We start from the raw sequence: 12998 nt of genomic DNA, 5'->3' as shown, positions 1-12998 counted from the left end.
ATGAAGGGGACGAGCGCACTACCGCATAAACCTGCGCTCATTTCTTACCGACCGATTTGATGCAGACGAAAATAGGTGGGCGTGCGTTCGCGCGCCCCGACAGATACGGGGTTGCGAGCAAGTTGCGGGTCGATTTCTTCGTCGAAGGCGACGCCAATCTTATCCTCGCGAGACCAAACAACCTTGCCGTTGACGCGGCCCACGCCGCGTAGCTCGAGCATGATGACCGAACCCGCGGGCACTGGCCGTTCGCAATCGGCCATCAGACCGGTCGCGGAGAGGTTGCGCACGCGCGCACGACCAAGCGGCGTACCCTCGCTCGATTTCAAGTTGGTGAGCAGGAACAGGCTGTCACGCGGACCCGACCGAGCCGGGCCTCGTTCCGCCATTCCCTGATCGCTGTCCATGTCCAATCCCTTGCAATGACCCGCTATTTTCCCGGATCTTGCCAGCGAGCGGTGGACAAAGCGTTAATCGTCGCGCGAAACCTTTTCCTGACGCTCATGCCGCTCCTGCGCCTCGACCGTCATGGTTGCGATTGGCCGCGCCTCGAGGCGTCCGAGCGAGATCGGTTCGCCGGTCACTTCGCAATATCCATATTCGCCCTCGTCAATACGGCGCAACGCGGCATCGATCTTGGAGATCAGCTTGCGTTGGCGATCGCGGGTGCGCAGTTCGATGGACCAATCCGTCTCGCTCGACGCTCGATCGTTCAGATCGGGCTCCCGGAGCGGTTCATTCTGCAAAACGGCAAGTGTGCCTTCCGCCTCTGCCAGTATCTGTTTTTTCCAGTCCCAGAGCCGCCGCCGGAAATATTCGAGCTGCATGGGATTCATGAACTCTTCATCAGGCGAAGGGCGATAGTCGGGGGGAAGCATTACAGCCGATTTTGGCGGATTTTGGCCGTCTTTATCGGAATTCAGGACCGATGCCATCTGGCTCTCCGACTCGAGAGGCGCCGGCGGAAAACTGCCGGTCGCCCATGACTTATGATTGACGGCGCCTAATAACGAGCGGTGAGAGACGACACAAGCACGCATTCCACTGAACGGTCACTACCGCCATGACCAGCGGGTCAACGAAAAAAGGGCGGGGTTGGCAAAAGCCTCCTGCCCCTCATCGATCACTTCCCCTTGGAAAATACAAATACTCGCAAGCAACGATCGGCGTTTCATAATGAGACGTTAACCATAAAAGTTGGCCTTTCGTTATATACCTCATCCACTTATCGACCACATTCAAGGTTAACAGTGTTGAAGTTAACCTGTTCTTTTGCGTTGTTATACGAAGGCAACAGCTCTCCGGTCGTTGATGTCAACGGATATGACCAGAACAGCTTGAAGATGAACAAGAGTGGATCCCTATGTCGGTACGGATGGCATTGGCCAAATTATGCGCCTGCACCTGCGGTGGTGCGATCATAGGTGGGGGCGCGGTGCATGTCGCGGAAAGCCCCCGGCCCGCAGTGGTCCACAGCTCCAAGAGCGCGAAGGCGGCGCCACGCAAGCGCTATCCCGTCCGCGCCGTAAAGCGCAAGGTCGTCAAGACGGTCACGTCCTGCGCCCCGCAAACCCTCACGGTGACTACGCAGGGCGCGCCAATCCCCCTGCCTCCGCCGATGGTGGCAGGTGAAATGCCGGTCATGTCGGGCGGCGGCGCGGCGCCGGTAGTGATGGCTGGTGGTGGCGGCTTTGGGGGGGCGGCTTCATCGGTGGGTTCTTCGGCGGCAGCGGCGGCGGAAGCAGCGGCGGATCGGTGGTGATATCCTCGACCAGCAGTTCCACCGGCGGGATCAGCAGCTCGACCAGTTCGACAACAGGTGGCGTTTCGACTTCGACGGGCGGGGTTTCCACTTCCACCGGCGGGGTTTCCACATCGACAGGTGGCGTATCTACCTCCAGCGGCAACGTATCGACATCGAGCGGGAATGTGTCCACGTCCAGCGGTAACGTGACGAGCAGTTCATCGTCTTCCAGTTCGAGCTCCAGCTCGTCGTCGTCATCCTCCTCTTCCTCCTCAAGCTCATCTTCGAGCAGTTCGTCTTCCAGCTCTTCGAGCAGTTCCGGGGGATCGACCAGCACCGGGGGCACGGAAGTCCCTGCGCCGCCGATGGTCCTGCTATTCGGTGCCGGGGCCATCGCACTGATCGCAAGGCGGCGGTTCGCCGAGCGAAAGAAAGCTGCCTAACGTCCTGACAAGCGCATGACAATCAGAAAGGGCGGCCTTGGTGGACCGCCCTTTTCGTTGTCGCCTTGGTTACGACCTTTGTTCAACTCTGGGCGATGATCCGCTCAATCTCAGGCACGGGATGATTGGCCAGATCCTTGGCGATCTCTCCCACCAGGCGGCTCTGCACTTCCTTGTGATAATGTTTGCGCATTTCGCCCAAAGCCGTGGGCGGCGCAACGACGATCAGCTTTTCATAATCGTTGGAAAGGGCGCCCCGCTTGAGCAGATCGGCGGCTTCCACCGCGAAGCGCGTCTCTTCCAGCTCATGAAAGTCGGTTTGCTCCATGGCGCTACGCCGGCTGCCCACTGAATTAAATACTCGGCCGGGCGCGTCAGATGCGTGATCCCGGTCGTAGGGATTGTCCTGCACCTTGACCGTTTCGGCTTCCAGATTGGGATTCATGCGGTCACCCTTGTTCCTGAACACCAGCATCTTGCGTCCATCGGCGACAAGAACCATCGCGCCATGATCAATCCACATTATCGGCTCCTTTCCCTTATCATTCACCTGACAAACGGCCGGGAGCGCGCAGGGTTGCGCGGCTTGACGCGGAACGGCATAGGGCAGACGCATGCATGACATCCGCTTGATCCGCGAAAATCCCGCAGCATTCGACACCGGCCTGGCGCGCCGCGGCCTGTCTTCGCTGAGCACCGAGATATTGGCGCTCGACGAACGCAGCCGCGCCCTAAAGACGGAATTGCAGCAGGGCCAGGCTCGCCGCAACGAAGCAAGCAAGGCTATCGGCGCAGCGATGGCGGCAAAGGACATGGAGAAAGCAGAGGCGCTAAAGGCCGAGGTCGCTGCGCTCAAGGAAAGCATGCCCGCGCTGGAAAATGAGGACCGGGATGTGAGCGAACGCCTGCACGCGATGCTTGCGGCCATCCCCAACCTGCCCGCCCCCGATGTGCCAGAGGGCGAAGACGAGACGGCCAATGTGGAGGTCGCGCGCTGGGGCGAGCCAAAGCAATTCACGTTCACGCCGCAAGACCATGCCGATTTCGGCCCTGCACTGGGGCTGGATTTCGAAGCCGCCGCCGCATTGTCGGGCGCGCGCTTTGCCGCGCTGCGCGGTCAGATGGCGCGGCTGCACCGGGCGCTGGCGCAATATATGCTGGATCGCCAATCTGGCGAGAATGGCTATGAGGAAGTGAACCCGCCGCTGCTGGTGCGGGATGATGCGCTGTTCGGCACCGGGCAACTTCCCAAGTTCGCCGAGGATCTGTTTCGTACGACGGACGGGCGCTGGCTTATCCCCACCGCTGAGGTGAGCCTTACCAATCTGGTGCGCGAGCAGATCGTGGCAACCGATAGCTTGCCGCTGCGGTTTACGGCGTTGACCCCCTGTTTCCGATCGGAAGCAGGATCGGCCGGACGCGACACGCGCGGTTTCATCCGCCAGCATCAGTTCGAAAAGGTGGAACTGGTCGCGATCTGCAAGCCCGAAGAATCGGATGCCGAACATGACCGCATGTGCGCCGCGGCCGAAGGCGTCCTCCAGGCACTCGGCCTGCCCTATCGCAAAATGATGCTGTGCACCGGCGACATGGGCTTTTCCGCCGCCAAGACTTATGACCTGGAAGTATGGCTGCCCAGCCAGCGGACCTATCGGGAAATCAGCTCGGTCTCCAACTGCGGTGACTTTCAGGCACGCCGGATGAACGCGCGCTACAAGCCGGAAGGCGAAAAGCAGACACGCTTCCTGCACACGCTGAACGGGTCCGGGCTGGCAGTCGGCCGCACGCTGGTCGCGGTACTCGAAAATTACCAGCAGGATGATCGCAGCGTGGTCGTGCCGGAAGCATTGCTGCCCTATATGGGCGGGCTTACGCGGCTTGTGCCCCGCTGATCACTGCCTGCCCCGTTCGTTTCCGGCGATGTCGAGAAATGGGGGAATCGGCTTTTCGGCTTCGCTCGATGCGAACGGATGTTAGAGAGTGTCTATGCGTATCCTGCTCACTAATGATGATGGCGTGCACGCGCCCGGCCTGAAGGTGCTGGAGGAAATTGCGCGGACACTTTCCGACGATATCTGGATCGTGGCTCCGTCGGAGGAGCAGTCGGGCGCCGGCCATAGCCTGACGCTGACGCGTCCCCTGCGCATTCACCAACATGGCGAGCGGCATTATAGCGTCACCGGTACTCCGACTGACGCCGTGATGATGGCGGTCGGACAACTGATGAAGGACGCCAAGCCGGACCTGATTCTTTCCGGCGTCAACCGTGGCGCCAACCTGGCCGAGGATGTGACATATTCCGGCACAGTCTCCGCCGCGATGGAAGGTGCTATCTCGGGCATCAAGTCGATAGCCTTGAGCCAGGTCTACTCGCGCGAGGGGATGGGCGACGCCGTCCCGTTCGCCACGGCCCGCGCTTGGGGAGAACAGGTATTACGACCGTTGATCGCCATGCCCGCGAGCCCGCGCTTGCTGTTCAACGTGAACTTCCCGGCTATCGATCCTCAGGCGGTGAAGGGCATCCGCGTTGCGCGGCAGGGGTTCCACGACATTGACCGGACGCGTATCGTCGAAGGGACCGACCCGCGTGGCTATCACTATTACTGGTTCGGCCTGGGAAGCAGTTCAGCAGTGCCCGAGGGCAGCGACCTGGCCGCAATCGCGGAGGGTTATGTGACGGTTACACCGCTTCATTACGATCTGACGCAAGATAGCGCGATGGCCGCCACGGCTCGACTGTTTGTGAAGTGACGGGCAGGCCGCGCACGCGATGAGGATCAATCCCGCCCGCCTCCCAATGGCCCAGACCGGCTTTTTGCGACGGCGGTCGGCGATACCGATATGGGCTGACCTCGCATGGCGGGTGGCGCTGGTCTTCGGACTGATCGCAGTGGTTCTTGCGCTGCACTGGCTCGGGCGAGACGGACTGAAGGACAATCTGGACAACCATATCAGCTTCATCGACGTTCTCTATTTCACGACCGTCACGGTAACGACCGTAGGCTATGGCGACATTGTGCCGGTAAGCCCGGCGGCACGCCTGTTCGAAGCGTTGCTGGTGACGCCGATACGGCTCTTCGTCTGGCTGATCTTTCTCGGAACGGCCTATAACCTTTTCCTCCGCAATATCTTCTACAGGTGGCGCATGGCGCGTATTCAGGCTGATCTGCATAATCATATCGTCGTCACCGGATTTGGGACCAGTGGCGGCGAGGCTGTGCGCGAACTGCTGGCGCGCGGCGTCAATCCGCGCGAGATCGTAGTCGTCGATCCCCAGGAAAGGGCGCTGATTGAGGCCGAGGATCTGGGCTGCAATGTCATGTGCGGCGATTCGACGCGCGACAGGACGTTGAAGGATGTCGCCATCGACCGCGCGCGCACAATGATCGTGTCGGCGGGACGCGACGACACTTCTATCCTGATCACGCTCACCGCACGGCACCTCGCGCCGCGCCTGCCAATCAGTATCGTCGTGCGTAATGAGGACAACGAACTTCCTGCACGGCAGGCGGGTGCGACGACCGTGATCAATCCGGTCAGCTTTGCCGGGCTGCTGCTGGCAGGGAGCACGAGCGGGCGCCATATCGCCGATTATATGGCGGACCTGGCTGCGTCAGGCGGACGGGTGAAGCTGAACGAGCGATCGGTGTTGCCGGAGGAAATCGGCAAGCCTCTGTCGGCCATCACGACGGGGTTGGGCTTGCGGATTCATCGCGGCGCAGATGTGGTCGGCTTTTGGGAAGACGGCGCCCGCAAACTGGAACCGGGCGATCTTATCATCGAGATCGTTCAAGGGGATGCCGTCGGCGAGACTCCCGATTTACGCTGACCTTTCAGTGTCGCGTGACATTTGGCGCAAAAATCCCTATGTGCGCGCCGATCATGGCAACCAAAATTCCTGAAGCGCCGAAGGTCGGCATGGTGTCGCTCGGCTGTCCCAAGAATCTGGTCGATTCCGAGCGCATCCTGACCAAGCTGCGGTCCGACGGCTATCTGATGTCGGCCGACTATGCCGGGGCGGACGTGGTGCTGGTCAACACCTGCGGTTTCCTCGACTCCGCCAAGGAAGAGTCGCTGGAAGCCATTGGTGAGGCGATTGCGGAAAATGGCCGCGTCATCGTCACAGGCTGCATGGGCGATGAAGCGGAACTGATCCGCCAGAAATTCCCGCAGGTGCTGGCGGTCACGGGCGCGCATCAATATGAGCAGGTGGTCAATGCGGTGCATGACGCTTCGCCGCCGGTGCCCAATGCCTTTGTCGATCTGGTGCCCGAAGGCGGACTCAAGCTGACGCCGCGCCATTACAGCTATCTGAAGATCTCGGAGGGCTGCAACCATCGCTGCTCCTTCTGCATCATCCCTTCGATCCGTGGCGACCTGGTTTCGCGGCGCGTGGACGCGGTGCTGCGCGAAGCGGAAAAACTGGTACACGCCGGGACGAAGGAACTGCTGGTCATCAGTCAGGATACATCGGCCTATGGCGTCGATACCCGGCACGAGCCGCGCAACTGGAAGGGCCGCGAAGTCCGCGCGCACATGACCGATCTGGCCCGCGAGCTTGGTCAATTGCGCACGGCCGAGGGCAATGCGCCCTGGGTGCGCCTGCATTATGTCTACCCCTACCCCATGTGGATCATGTGATCCCGTTGATGGCCGAAGGGCTGCTGACACCCTATCTCGACATTCCGTTTCAGCATGCATCGCCCAATGTGCTGAAAGCCATGAAGCGCCCGGCGAACGAGGCAAAGGTGCTGGACCGTATCCGCAAATGGCGAGACATCTGCCCCGATATAGCGATCCGGTCATCTTTCGTTGTCGGCTTTCCCGGCGAGACGGAAGCGGACTTCCAATATCTGCTCGACTGGCTGGACGAGGCGCAATTGGACCGGGTGGGAGCATTCCGCTTCGAACCTGTCGAAGGCGCGGCTGCCAATGATCTGCCCGGCGCGGTGCCGGAGGCGGTGAAGGAAGAGCGTTATCAGCGGATCATGGAAAAAACCGCCGCGATCAGCGCCGCGAAGCTGGCCGCGAAAGTCGGGCGGGTGCTGCCCGTCATTGTGGATGAGGTCGGCGAACCGGACGAGGATGGATCGATCGGCGCAACCGCGCGCAGCCAGGCAGATGCGCCGGAAATCGACGGCAATGTATTCCTGCGCGATGTCGGTGAAGGCCGCAAGGCAGGCGACGTCTTCGATGTAAGGATCGAAGATGCCGATGAGCACGATCTTTTCGGGGTGCCCACCGCATAGCGCGCAGCTAGCGACAGCCATGCATAAGTCCGGCGAACCGATCTATCTGGCGAAGGCATCCTGATATTCGGTCTTGATGACTTTGCGCATCGCCTCACCCACCGGCAGCAGAACTTCATAGGTGCCTTCTGAATAGGGTCCGGCGCTATAGGGGCCGATCACGACTTTAATGGCGTCGATCAGCTTGCCGTCCTTGGAGACAGGCACCAATGTTTCCTTCATCGGATCGACGCATTCAGTGAAGGGATCATCACCGCGCATGACAGGACCACCGCGCTTTTCCGCTCTTGCCTGGTCAAGGCCGGAACAGAAAGCATCACCTATTGCTGCCGCGAAGGCGGACGGTGACGTCATGACAGTTCTCATGCTCGTCTCGCGCTTGCGCGCTTTGTCCCAGAGCAGCGTATCATAGCCGGTCATGCCATGCGCGCCGCCCGTGTAAGTGTAACGGCTCGACTGCAACGAAAGAAATCGGGGCGTGTCCGCAGCGACGGTCCAGCGCGTTTCGAGACTATGGGCATGGAAGGGAAAGCCCGACTGCTGGGCGGACTTGCGATCGTCTGCGGCCATTTTCAAGGCGTCGGCCTTGCCGCTGTCCATATCCTTGCGAAACTTGGCCACGATGTCCGGCACCGCAGCCGCTTGCGCGGGCCAAGCATATAGGAATTCGAGCAGATCCGTCTTTTCAGATTGTTGAAATGGCTTCGCGGATGGCGCCGCTGACTGTTCCGCACCCGCCATACGGCTGACGAACTTTGCCGTCGCCGTATCATTTCCGCTGTGGTTGGCGGTTGTTCCTGCCTGATCCTGCGCCGACGGAGAACAGGCGCAGAAAAACAGGGTCAGTCCGAGGAGCGGCCCTGCCTTCCCATTAATCTGGCGCAGCATCAATGCGGCTTGGCTGCCAGACAACGCTCGCTGATCGCCTTGCGGGTATAGCCGCTCTGCAAGGCCGCGGCGGCATTGGCCCACCCTTCCGCGACCAGCGCCTGTTCGACCGCATGAGCGCCATCGAACCGCCCGGTTTCGGCCAGCTGGTAAGCACGCGCCCTAAGCGCCTGAAGCCGTGCATTATCGCCATGCATCATCATGTCGCTCTCCTTCTTTGGCTTTGCGTCAATCTAGGCCTGTTGCCTGCGCCACGCAAATGCTGCGTGGTCGGAGTGAGACGACAACGCGGCGAAAATTGGGCTTTCAAACCATCGCGTCCTTGTCCAGACTCCAGGCATGACCGATTATTCCAACCTGCTCAGAGCGGACAACAATCAGGCCGCTCATATGATCCATCTCGTCGATGCGGAGAGCTTCGAATCCTGGCTCAACGCCCAACCGGAGCGAGTGCGCGAGATCACCGCCGCGCAGAAATTCGCGGGCAAGGGCTACGAATATGCAATCATCCCAGGCGATGGTTCCGCCGATTGGTCGGTCATCGCTGGTGTCGCTAACCGATCGAAACTGGGCAGCTGGTGCCTCGCCAAGTTGGCGGAAGTCCTTCCAGAGGGGCACTATCGGCTCGCAGACGGCAAAGCCGGGCCAGCGATGCTGGGCTGGCTGACCGCGCAGTATCGCTTCGACCGCTATCGCCGCGATGAAAATTCAACCGGCGCGCGCGTGCTGCTGACGGAAGAGATTGCCCAGATCGATCCGGCCGTCCGGCTGGCCGAAGCCGTCGCGCTGGTGCGGGATCTGGTCAACATACCGGCGGGGGACATGGGCCCTGCGCAACTCGAAGCTGAAACGGCGAAGGTGGCCGAGGGTTTTGGGGCGCGCTTCACCGTCACCAAGGGCGATCCGCTCGAACAAGGCTTTCCGATGATCCATGCCGTTGGCCGCGCGGCCGACAAGGCGTTCGCACCCCGCCTTATCGAACTGCATTGGGGCGATCCCGCGCACCCCCTCATCGCCATTGTCGGTAAGGGCATCTGCTTCGACAGCGGCGGGCTGGATATCAAGCCTTCCTCGGCCATGCGCCTCATGAAGAAGGACATGGGCGGGGCAGCGCACGCATTGGCGCTGGCCAGATTGATCATGGGCGCGCACTTGCCTGTGCGGTTGCATCTGTTGATTCCGGCGGCAGAAAATGCGGTGGGCGGCAATGCGTTCCGGCCTGGAGATATACTGCGCAGCCGCAAGGGGTTGACGGTAGAGATCGGCAACACCGATGCGGAAGGACGGCTGGTGCTGGCCGATGCGCTGGCCTTGGCTGGGGAGAGCAAGCCGGAACTGGTCATCGATTATGCAACCCTTACCGGCGCGGCACGCGTCGCGGTTGGGCCCGACCTTCCCGCCCTTTTCACGAATGATGATGACCTCGCCGCCGACATGGACGCCGCTGGCGTTGAGGTAGACGACCCGACCTGGCGGCTACCGCTCTGGGACGGCTATGCGGAAATGCTCAAGTCTGACATCGCAGACATCAACAATGCAGGCGAAGGCGGCTTTGCCGGCGCCATTACTGCCGCCCTCTTCCTCAAACGCTTCGTCCCGGACCAGACAAAATGGATGCACCTGGACACCTTCGCCTGGCGCCCTTCCCCCCGACCTGGCCGACCAAAGGGCGGCGAAGCGCTCGGATTGCGGGCGGTTTTCCATCTGCTTCAGCAGCGCTATGGAAATTCAACGCAGAAATGATCCCGTGACGTGAGGCCGTTACGCAACCGGATTGGCCATTGTGCGTTACCGGGTCATGGATGTCTCCTCTGCACAGGATCAGACGACTGAGCTGAACCGCCCGGGTCTGAAACCGCTTGGCCAATGGATGCGTACGCTGGTCGATTATGTACGATCCGGCAGGCCCGATCTTACCAATCGGCAGATGGCGCTGATGATGACCGTTTACATCATGTCAGGCCCTCACACCGTCAGGGGACTCGCCGAAGCGCTCCACGTTTCCAAGCCGGTCATTACGCGGGCGCTCAACAAGCTGTCAGCACTCGGCTACCTCCGCCGTGAGCGGGATGCCGCCGATCGACGTAATATTTTCATCACACGGACCCCCAAAGGGGCGGAATTCCTTGACGCCTTTCACCATTTCATCGCAGGAACCGGCCGCGATGAACTCCATGAACTCTCCTCCGCGGAACGCACCCCCTGAACGCATTCGATTCAAGCTGGATGGCCGCTCTGTAAAGCTCGACAGCCGGATTCACGCTGCGCGCGGCGATCTGGCGGATCTGTCGCTGGCGGGCGTGCTGTTTTCGGCGCATTACGCTAGGGCGATCGAGCTGACCTGCGTCGCTGCCGGCGCTCCCCTGCTCTCCGCGCCTTCCATCACCGCGACCGCGGTCAGCGAATTGCTGCGGGGCGAAAGCTTCCATGCTCTGGACGTAACGACCGACTGGGCTTGGGGCTTCTGTGGGCATGACGGCTATGTCGGCTACGTGCGGCGCGATGCGCTGGATATCCACGAGGAAACGAATCATCGCGTCTTCGCGGGGACCGCACCTCTGTTCAGCGCGCCAGACATCAAATCACCGGTACGCGACTACTGGCCAGGTGGAGCGCTGTTCCGGGGAGAAGCGCAGGATGGCTTCATCGCCTGCGCCGAAGGCTTTGTGCATGCACGGCACGCCGTAAGCGTCGATGCGCTGGAGACCGATTGGGTCGCCGTGGCGCTGCGCTACCTTGGACAGCCCTATGTCTGGGGCGGACGGGGTCATCGCGGCATCGACTGCTCGGGACTTGCGCAGGTGGCGTTGGGCCAGTGCGGCATCAGCGCGCCCAGGGACACCGACCTTCAACGCGATGCAATCGGCAGCCCCCTTCCTTCGGACGAAGCGGCGAAGCGCGGCGACTTCATCTTCTTTCCCGGCCATGTCGGCATCATGACGGACGCCGAAAACCTGCTGCATGCCAACGCGCACTGGATGGCGGTAGTGATCGAACCTCTGGCCGATGTCGTGTCGCGGTTAGCCATCGACCACGCGCAACCTGTCATTTCGCGGCGGAGGATCGGCGCGTGACCCATAAGATTTTCATCGATGGCGGCGTTGGCACCACCGGCCTGGAGATCGTCGAGCGGCTGGAGGGACGGCCTGAACTGTCCGTCATCACGCTGGATGACGACAAGCGAAAGGATGCGGGCGCGCGCCGGGAAGCACTGAACGCCGCGGACATTGTCATCCTGTGCCTGCCGGACGATGCCGCACGGGAAGCTGTGGCTCTGATAGACAACGGCCATACGCGCGTGATCGACGCGTCCACGGCGCACCGCGTGGCGGCAGGCTGGACCTATGGTTTCGCCGAACTGGAACCGGGCCACCGGGAAAAGCTGGCGAATGCGCGGTTCGTTTCCAATCCGGGCTGCTGGCCAACCGGCTTCCTTGCGCTGGTTCGGCCACTGGTCCTCGCGGGGCTGCTTCCTGCTGACTGGCCTGTCTCCGTCTCGGGCGCGTCCGGCTATTCGGGCGGCGGCAAGGCGATGATCGCGGAGTTTGAAGCGGCGCAGGGTGCGCCCACCGCTTTCCGTCCCTACGGCCTCAGCCTGGCGCACAAGCATATCCCGGAGATGCAGCGTTATTCCGGCCTCGCTCACGCGCCGATTTTCGCGCCCGCTGTGGCCAATGCCTATCGCGGCATGATCGTCGAAGTGCCGCTGCAGTTGAACGCCATGGCGGCCGCACCCAAGGTGAGGGACATTCATGCAGCCTTGGCGGAGGCTTATGCCGGATCTCCGCTGGTGAGCGTCGCGTCGCTGGAGGAAAGCGCCACGACCAGCCAGCTTGCGCTTGAACATGTGGGCGCGACCGATCGGCTCGCACTGTTCGTGTTCGGCAATGAGGCGGCAGGTCAGGTGCGGCTGGTGGCGGCGCTCGACAATCTCGGCAAGGGCGCGGCGGGCGCGGCTGTGCAGAACCTCAACATTCTCGCCGGACTACCAGAGACCGCAGGTCTGCGGCTCTGAGCCGACCAAGTTATCGATCGGTTGCGTACTGGGTCAGTGAACCGTTCCCAGCGGTGCATCATGAGTCAGCAGCACGATGAGCCGCTCGATCTGGCGCCAGTGGCAGAAATGGATGTGGTTGCCCAGGTCCCGGCTGCGGTCGGCGCGCGCTGCAGCCTCATAGCCTGCATTGTCACCAAAAGCCGCCATGAGTTCGGCCGCGTCCTCATAGCTCCGCCGACCCGAAAGATATGGCAACTGCATGACGACCCCCGATTGAAACCCGATAAGCGCTTCCGTTCAATCCTTGTGCCAGTTTCGCGCTTCGTCCGAAGGCGGCGGTTTTCGAGGGTGAACAACCCATTAGCCAAGTCCCGATGCGGCACACCCGTCCAGCGGCGGCACAACCGACGTCCCGGAATGGCGCATCGAGCAAAGGCGCTGGCCTTGTCGTCCCGGCCGTGGCAAGGGCTCGGGGGATGACCAACGGCAAGAAGAATCCGACCGGCGCTGGCGCCATCATCGCGTTCCTTATCCTGGCGGGCGCAATAGCGGGCGGCATGCTGGGTCAGCCCAGCGCGGGGCTGCTGGCTGGAGCGGCGCTGGGCGGGGTGATCGCGTTGCTGCTGTGGCTGCGCGAACGGGGGCAATAGGACGCCTTGCCGCGCGATTGATCGCAG

At 61.6% G+C, this 12998-nt stretch carries 15 protein-coding genes and 1 pseudogene; 9 read left to right on the top strand and 7 right to left on the bottom strand.

Annotated features, from left to right (window positions below):
- Positions 1-44 precede the first annotated feature (44 nt).
- From B6S01_RS13525 to B6S01_RS13510, 4 genes are all read right to left on the bottom strand, one after another.
- Complete coding sequence (locus B6S01_RS13525) at positions 45-407, bottom strand: PilZ domain-containing protein (RefSeq protein ID WP_037463336.1); 363 nt, start codon at positions 405-407, stop codon at positions 45-47.
- A gap of 63 nt (positions 408-470) precedes the next feature.
- Positions 471-935: an RNA polymerase-binding protein DksA gene (gene dksA / locus B6S01_RS13520; RefSeq protein WP_037463338.1), complete on the bottom strand. Its 465-nt coding sequence runs from the start codon at positions 933-935 to the stop codon at positions 471-473.
- Between the two features lie 705 nt (positions 936-1640).
- A complete protein-coding gene (locus B6S01_RS13515; RefSeq protein ID WP_234810769.1) occupies positions 1641-2138 on the bottom strand; it encodes a hypothetical protein in 498 nt (165 codons plus the stop codon).
- 131 nt (positions 2139-2269) lie between these two features.
- Positions 2270-2710 carry a host attachment family protein gene (locus B6S01_RS13510; RefSeq protein WP_037463403.1) on the bottom strand — a complete coding sequence of 147 codons (441 nt, stop codon included), beginning with the start codon at positions 2708-2710 and terminating at the stop codon, positions 2270-2272.
- A gap of 91 nt (positions 2711-2801) precedes the next feature.
- Between B6S01_RS13510 and serS the strand changes: the two genes are divergently transcribed.
- The 4 genes and pseudogenes from serS (at position 2802) to rimO (ending at position 7436) form a co-directional block, all read left to right on the top strand.
- Positions 2802-4079, top strand: coding sequence for a serine--tRNA ligase (gene serS / locus B6S01_RS13505; RefSeq protein WP_037463340.1), 1278 nt, complete (start codon positions 2802-2804; stop codon positions 4077-4079).
- Positions 4080-4173: 94 nt separating this feature from the next.
- Positions 4174-4938, top strand: coding sequence for a 5'/3'-nucleotidase SurE (surE, locus tag B6S01_RS13500; RefSeq protein WP_037463342.1), 765 nt, complete (start codon positions 4174-4176; stop codon positions 4936-4938).
- 19 nt (positions 4939-4957) lie between these two features.
- A complete protein-coding gene (locus B6S01_RS13495; protein WP_037463345.1) occupies positions 4958-6016 on the top strand; it encodes a potassium channel family protein in 1059 nt (352 codons plus the stop codon).
- A 53-nt stretch (positions 6017-6069) separates the two neighbouring features.
- Positions 6070-7436 (top strand): annotated as a pseudogene (gene rimO / locus B6S01_RS13490) (30S ribosomal protein S12 methylthiotransferase RimO).
- A 42-nt stretch (positions 7437-7478) separates the two neighbouring features.
- On the opposite strand, the gene B6S01_RS13485 reads toward rimO, so the two are convergent.
- Positions 7479-8324, bottom strand: coding sequence for a DUF4163 domain-containing protein (locus B6S01_RS13485; RefSeq protein ID WP_081570417.1), 846 nt, complete (start codon positions 8322-8324; stop codon positions 7479-7481).
- Entirely contained in the window at positions 8324-8524 is a 201-nt protein-coding gene (locus tag B6S01_RS13480) for a hypothetical protein (RefSeq protein WP_037463410.1), read from the bottom strand. The genes B6S01_RS13485 and B6S01_RS13480 overlap by 1 nt, the downstream gene beginning before the upstream one ends.
- A gap of 139 nt (positions 8525-8663) precedes the next feature.
- On the opposite strand from B6S01_RS13480, the gene B6S01_RS13475 reads away from it, so the two are divergent.
- The 4 genes from B6S01_RS13475 to argC are packed head-to-tail and all read left to right on the top strand — an operon-like array spanning position 8664 to position 12339.
- Positions 8664-10067, top strand: a complete 1404-nt coding sequence (locus B6S01_RS13475) for a leucyl aminopeptidase family protein (protein WP_037463346.1) — start codon at positions 8664-8666, stop codon at positions 10065-10067.
- A 55-nt stretch (positions 10068-10122) separates the two neighbouring features.
- Positions 10123-10530, top strand: coding sequence for a MarR family winged helix-turn-helix transcriptional regulator (locus tag B6S01_RS13470; RefSeq protein WP_037463348.1), 408 nt, complete (start codon positions 10123-10125; stop codon positions 10528-10530).
- Positions 10490-11398: a C40 family peptidase gene (locus B6S01_RS13465; RefSeq protein WP_037463350.1), complete on the top strand. Its 909-nt coding sequence runs from the start codon at positions 10490-10492 to the stop codon at positions 11396-11398. The genes B6S01_RS13470 and B6S01_RS13465 overlap by 41 nt, the downstream gene beginning before the upstream one ends.
- Entirely contained in the window at positions 11395-12339 is a 945-nt protein-coding gene (gene argC / locus B6S01_RS13460) for an N-acetyl-gamma-glutamyl-phosphate reductase (RefSeq protein ID WP_037463352.1), read from the top strand. The genes B6S01_RS13465 and argC overlap by 4 nt, the downstream gene beginning before the upstream one ends.
- A gap of 33 nt (positions 12340-12372) precedes the next feature.
- Here argC and B6S01_RS13455 read toward each other — a convergent pair whose 3' ends face one another.
- Positions 12373-12582: a hypothetical protein gene (locus B6S01_RS13455; protein ID WP_174525895.1), complete on the bottom strand. Its 210-nt coding sequence runs from the start codon at positions 12580-12582 to the stop codon at positions 12373-12375.
- 215 nt (positions 12583-12797) lie between these two features.
- On the opposite strand from B6S01_RS13455, the gene B6S01_RS21380 reads away from it, so the two are divergent.
- A complete protein-coding gene (locus B6S01_RS21380; RefSeq protein ID WP_169802840.1) occupies positions 12798-12971 on the top strand; it encodes a hypothetical protein in 174 nt (57 codons plus the stop codon).
- Positions 12972-12998: the final 27 nt, after the last annotated feature.

The sequence above is a fragment of the Sphingobium herbicidovorans genome (assembly GCF_002080435.1).
Classification (GTDB): Bacteria; Pseudomonadota; Alphaproteobacteria; order Sphingomonadales; family Sphingomonadaceae; genus Sphingobium; species Sphingobium herbicidovorans.
Note: the sequence above shows the minus strand (reverse complement) of the source record. Positions and strands in the feature narration are given on the sequence as shown.

What these genes read in the sequence shown, in the direction of transcription:
- B6S01_RS13525 (WP_037463336.1), bottom strand. Translation starts at nt 407, where the DNA reads ATGGACAGCGATCAGGGAATGGCGGAACGAGGCCCGGCTCGGTCGGGT.
- dksA (WP_037463338.1), bottom strand. Translation starts at nt 935, where the DNA reads ATGGCATCGGTCCTGAATTCCGATAAAGACGGCCAAAATCCGCCAAAA.
- B6S01_RS13515 (WP_234810769.1), bottom strand. Translation starts at nt 2,138, where the DNA reads ATGGCCCCGGCACCGAATAGCAGGACCATCGGCGGCGCAGGGACTTCC.
- B6S01_RS13510 (WP_037463403.1), bottom strand. Translation starts at nt 2,710, where the DNA reads ATGTGGATTGATCATGGCGCGATGGTTCTTGTCGCCGATGGACGCAAG.
- serS (WP_037463340.1), top strand. Translation starts at nt 2,802, where the DNA reads ATGCATGACATCCGCTTGATCCGCGAAAATCCCGCAGCATTCGACACC.
- surE (WP_037463342.1), top strand. Translation starts at nt 4,174, where the DNA reads ATGCGTATCCTGCTCACTAATGATGATGGCGTGCACGCGCCCGGCCTG.
- B6S01_RS13495 (WP_037463345.1), top strand. Translation starts at nt 4,958, where the DNA reads ATGAGGATCAATCCCGCCCGCCTCCCAATGGCCCAGACCGGCTTTTTG.
- B6S01_RS13485 (WP_081570417.1), bottom strand. Translation starts at nt 8,324, where the DNA reads ATGCTGCGCCAGATTAATGGGAAGGCAGGGCCGCTCCTCGGACTGACC.
- B6S01_RS13480 (WP_037463410.1), bottom strand. Translation starts at nt 8,524, where the DNA reads ATGATGCATGGCGATAATGCACGGCTTCAGGCGCTTAGGGCGCGTGCT.
- B6S01_RS13475 (WP_037463346.1), top strand. Translation starts at nt 8,664, where the DNA reads ATGACCGATTATTCCAACCTGCTCAGAGCGGACAACAATCAGGCCGCT.
- B6S01_RS13470 (WP_037463348.1), top strand. Translation starts at nt 10,123, where the DNA reads ATGGATGTCTCCTCTGCACAGGATCAGACGACTGAGCTGAACCGCCCG.
- B6S01_RS13465 (WP_037463350.1), top strand. Translation starts at nt 10,490, where the DNA reads ATGAACTCCATGAACTCTCCTCCGCGGAACGCACCCCCTGAACGCATT.
- B6S01_RS13455 (WP_174525895.1), bottom strand. Translation starts at nt 12,582, where the DNA reads ATGCAGTTGCCATATCTTTCGGGTCGGCGGAGCTATGAGGACGCGGCC.
- B6S01_RS21380 (WP_169802840.1), top strand. Translation starts at nt 12,798, where the DNA reads ATGACCAACGGCAAGAAGAATCCGACCGGCGCTGGCGCCATCATCGCG.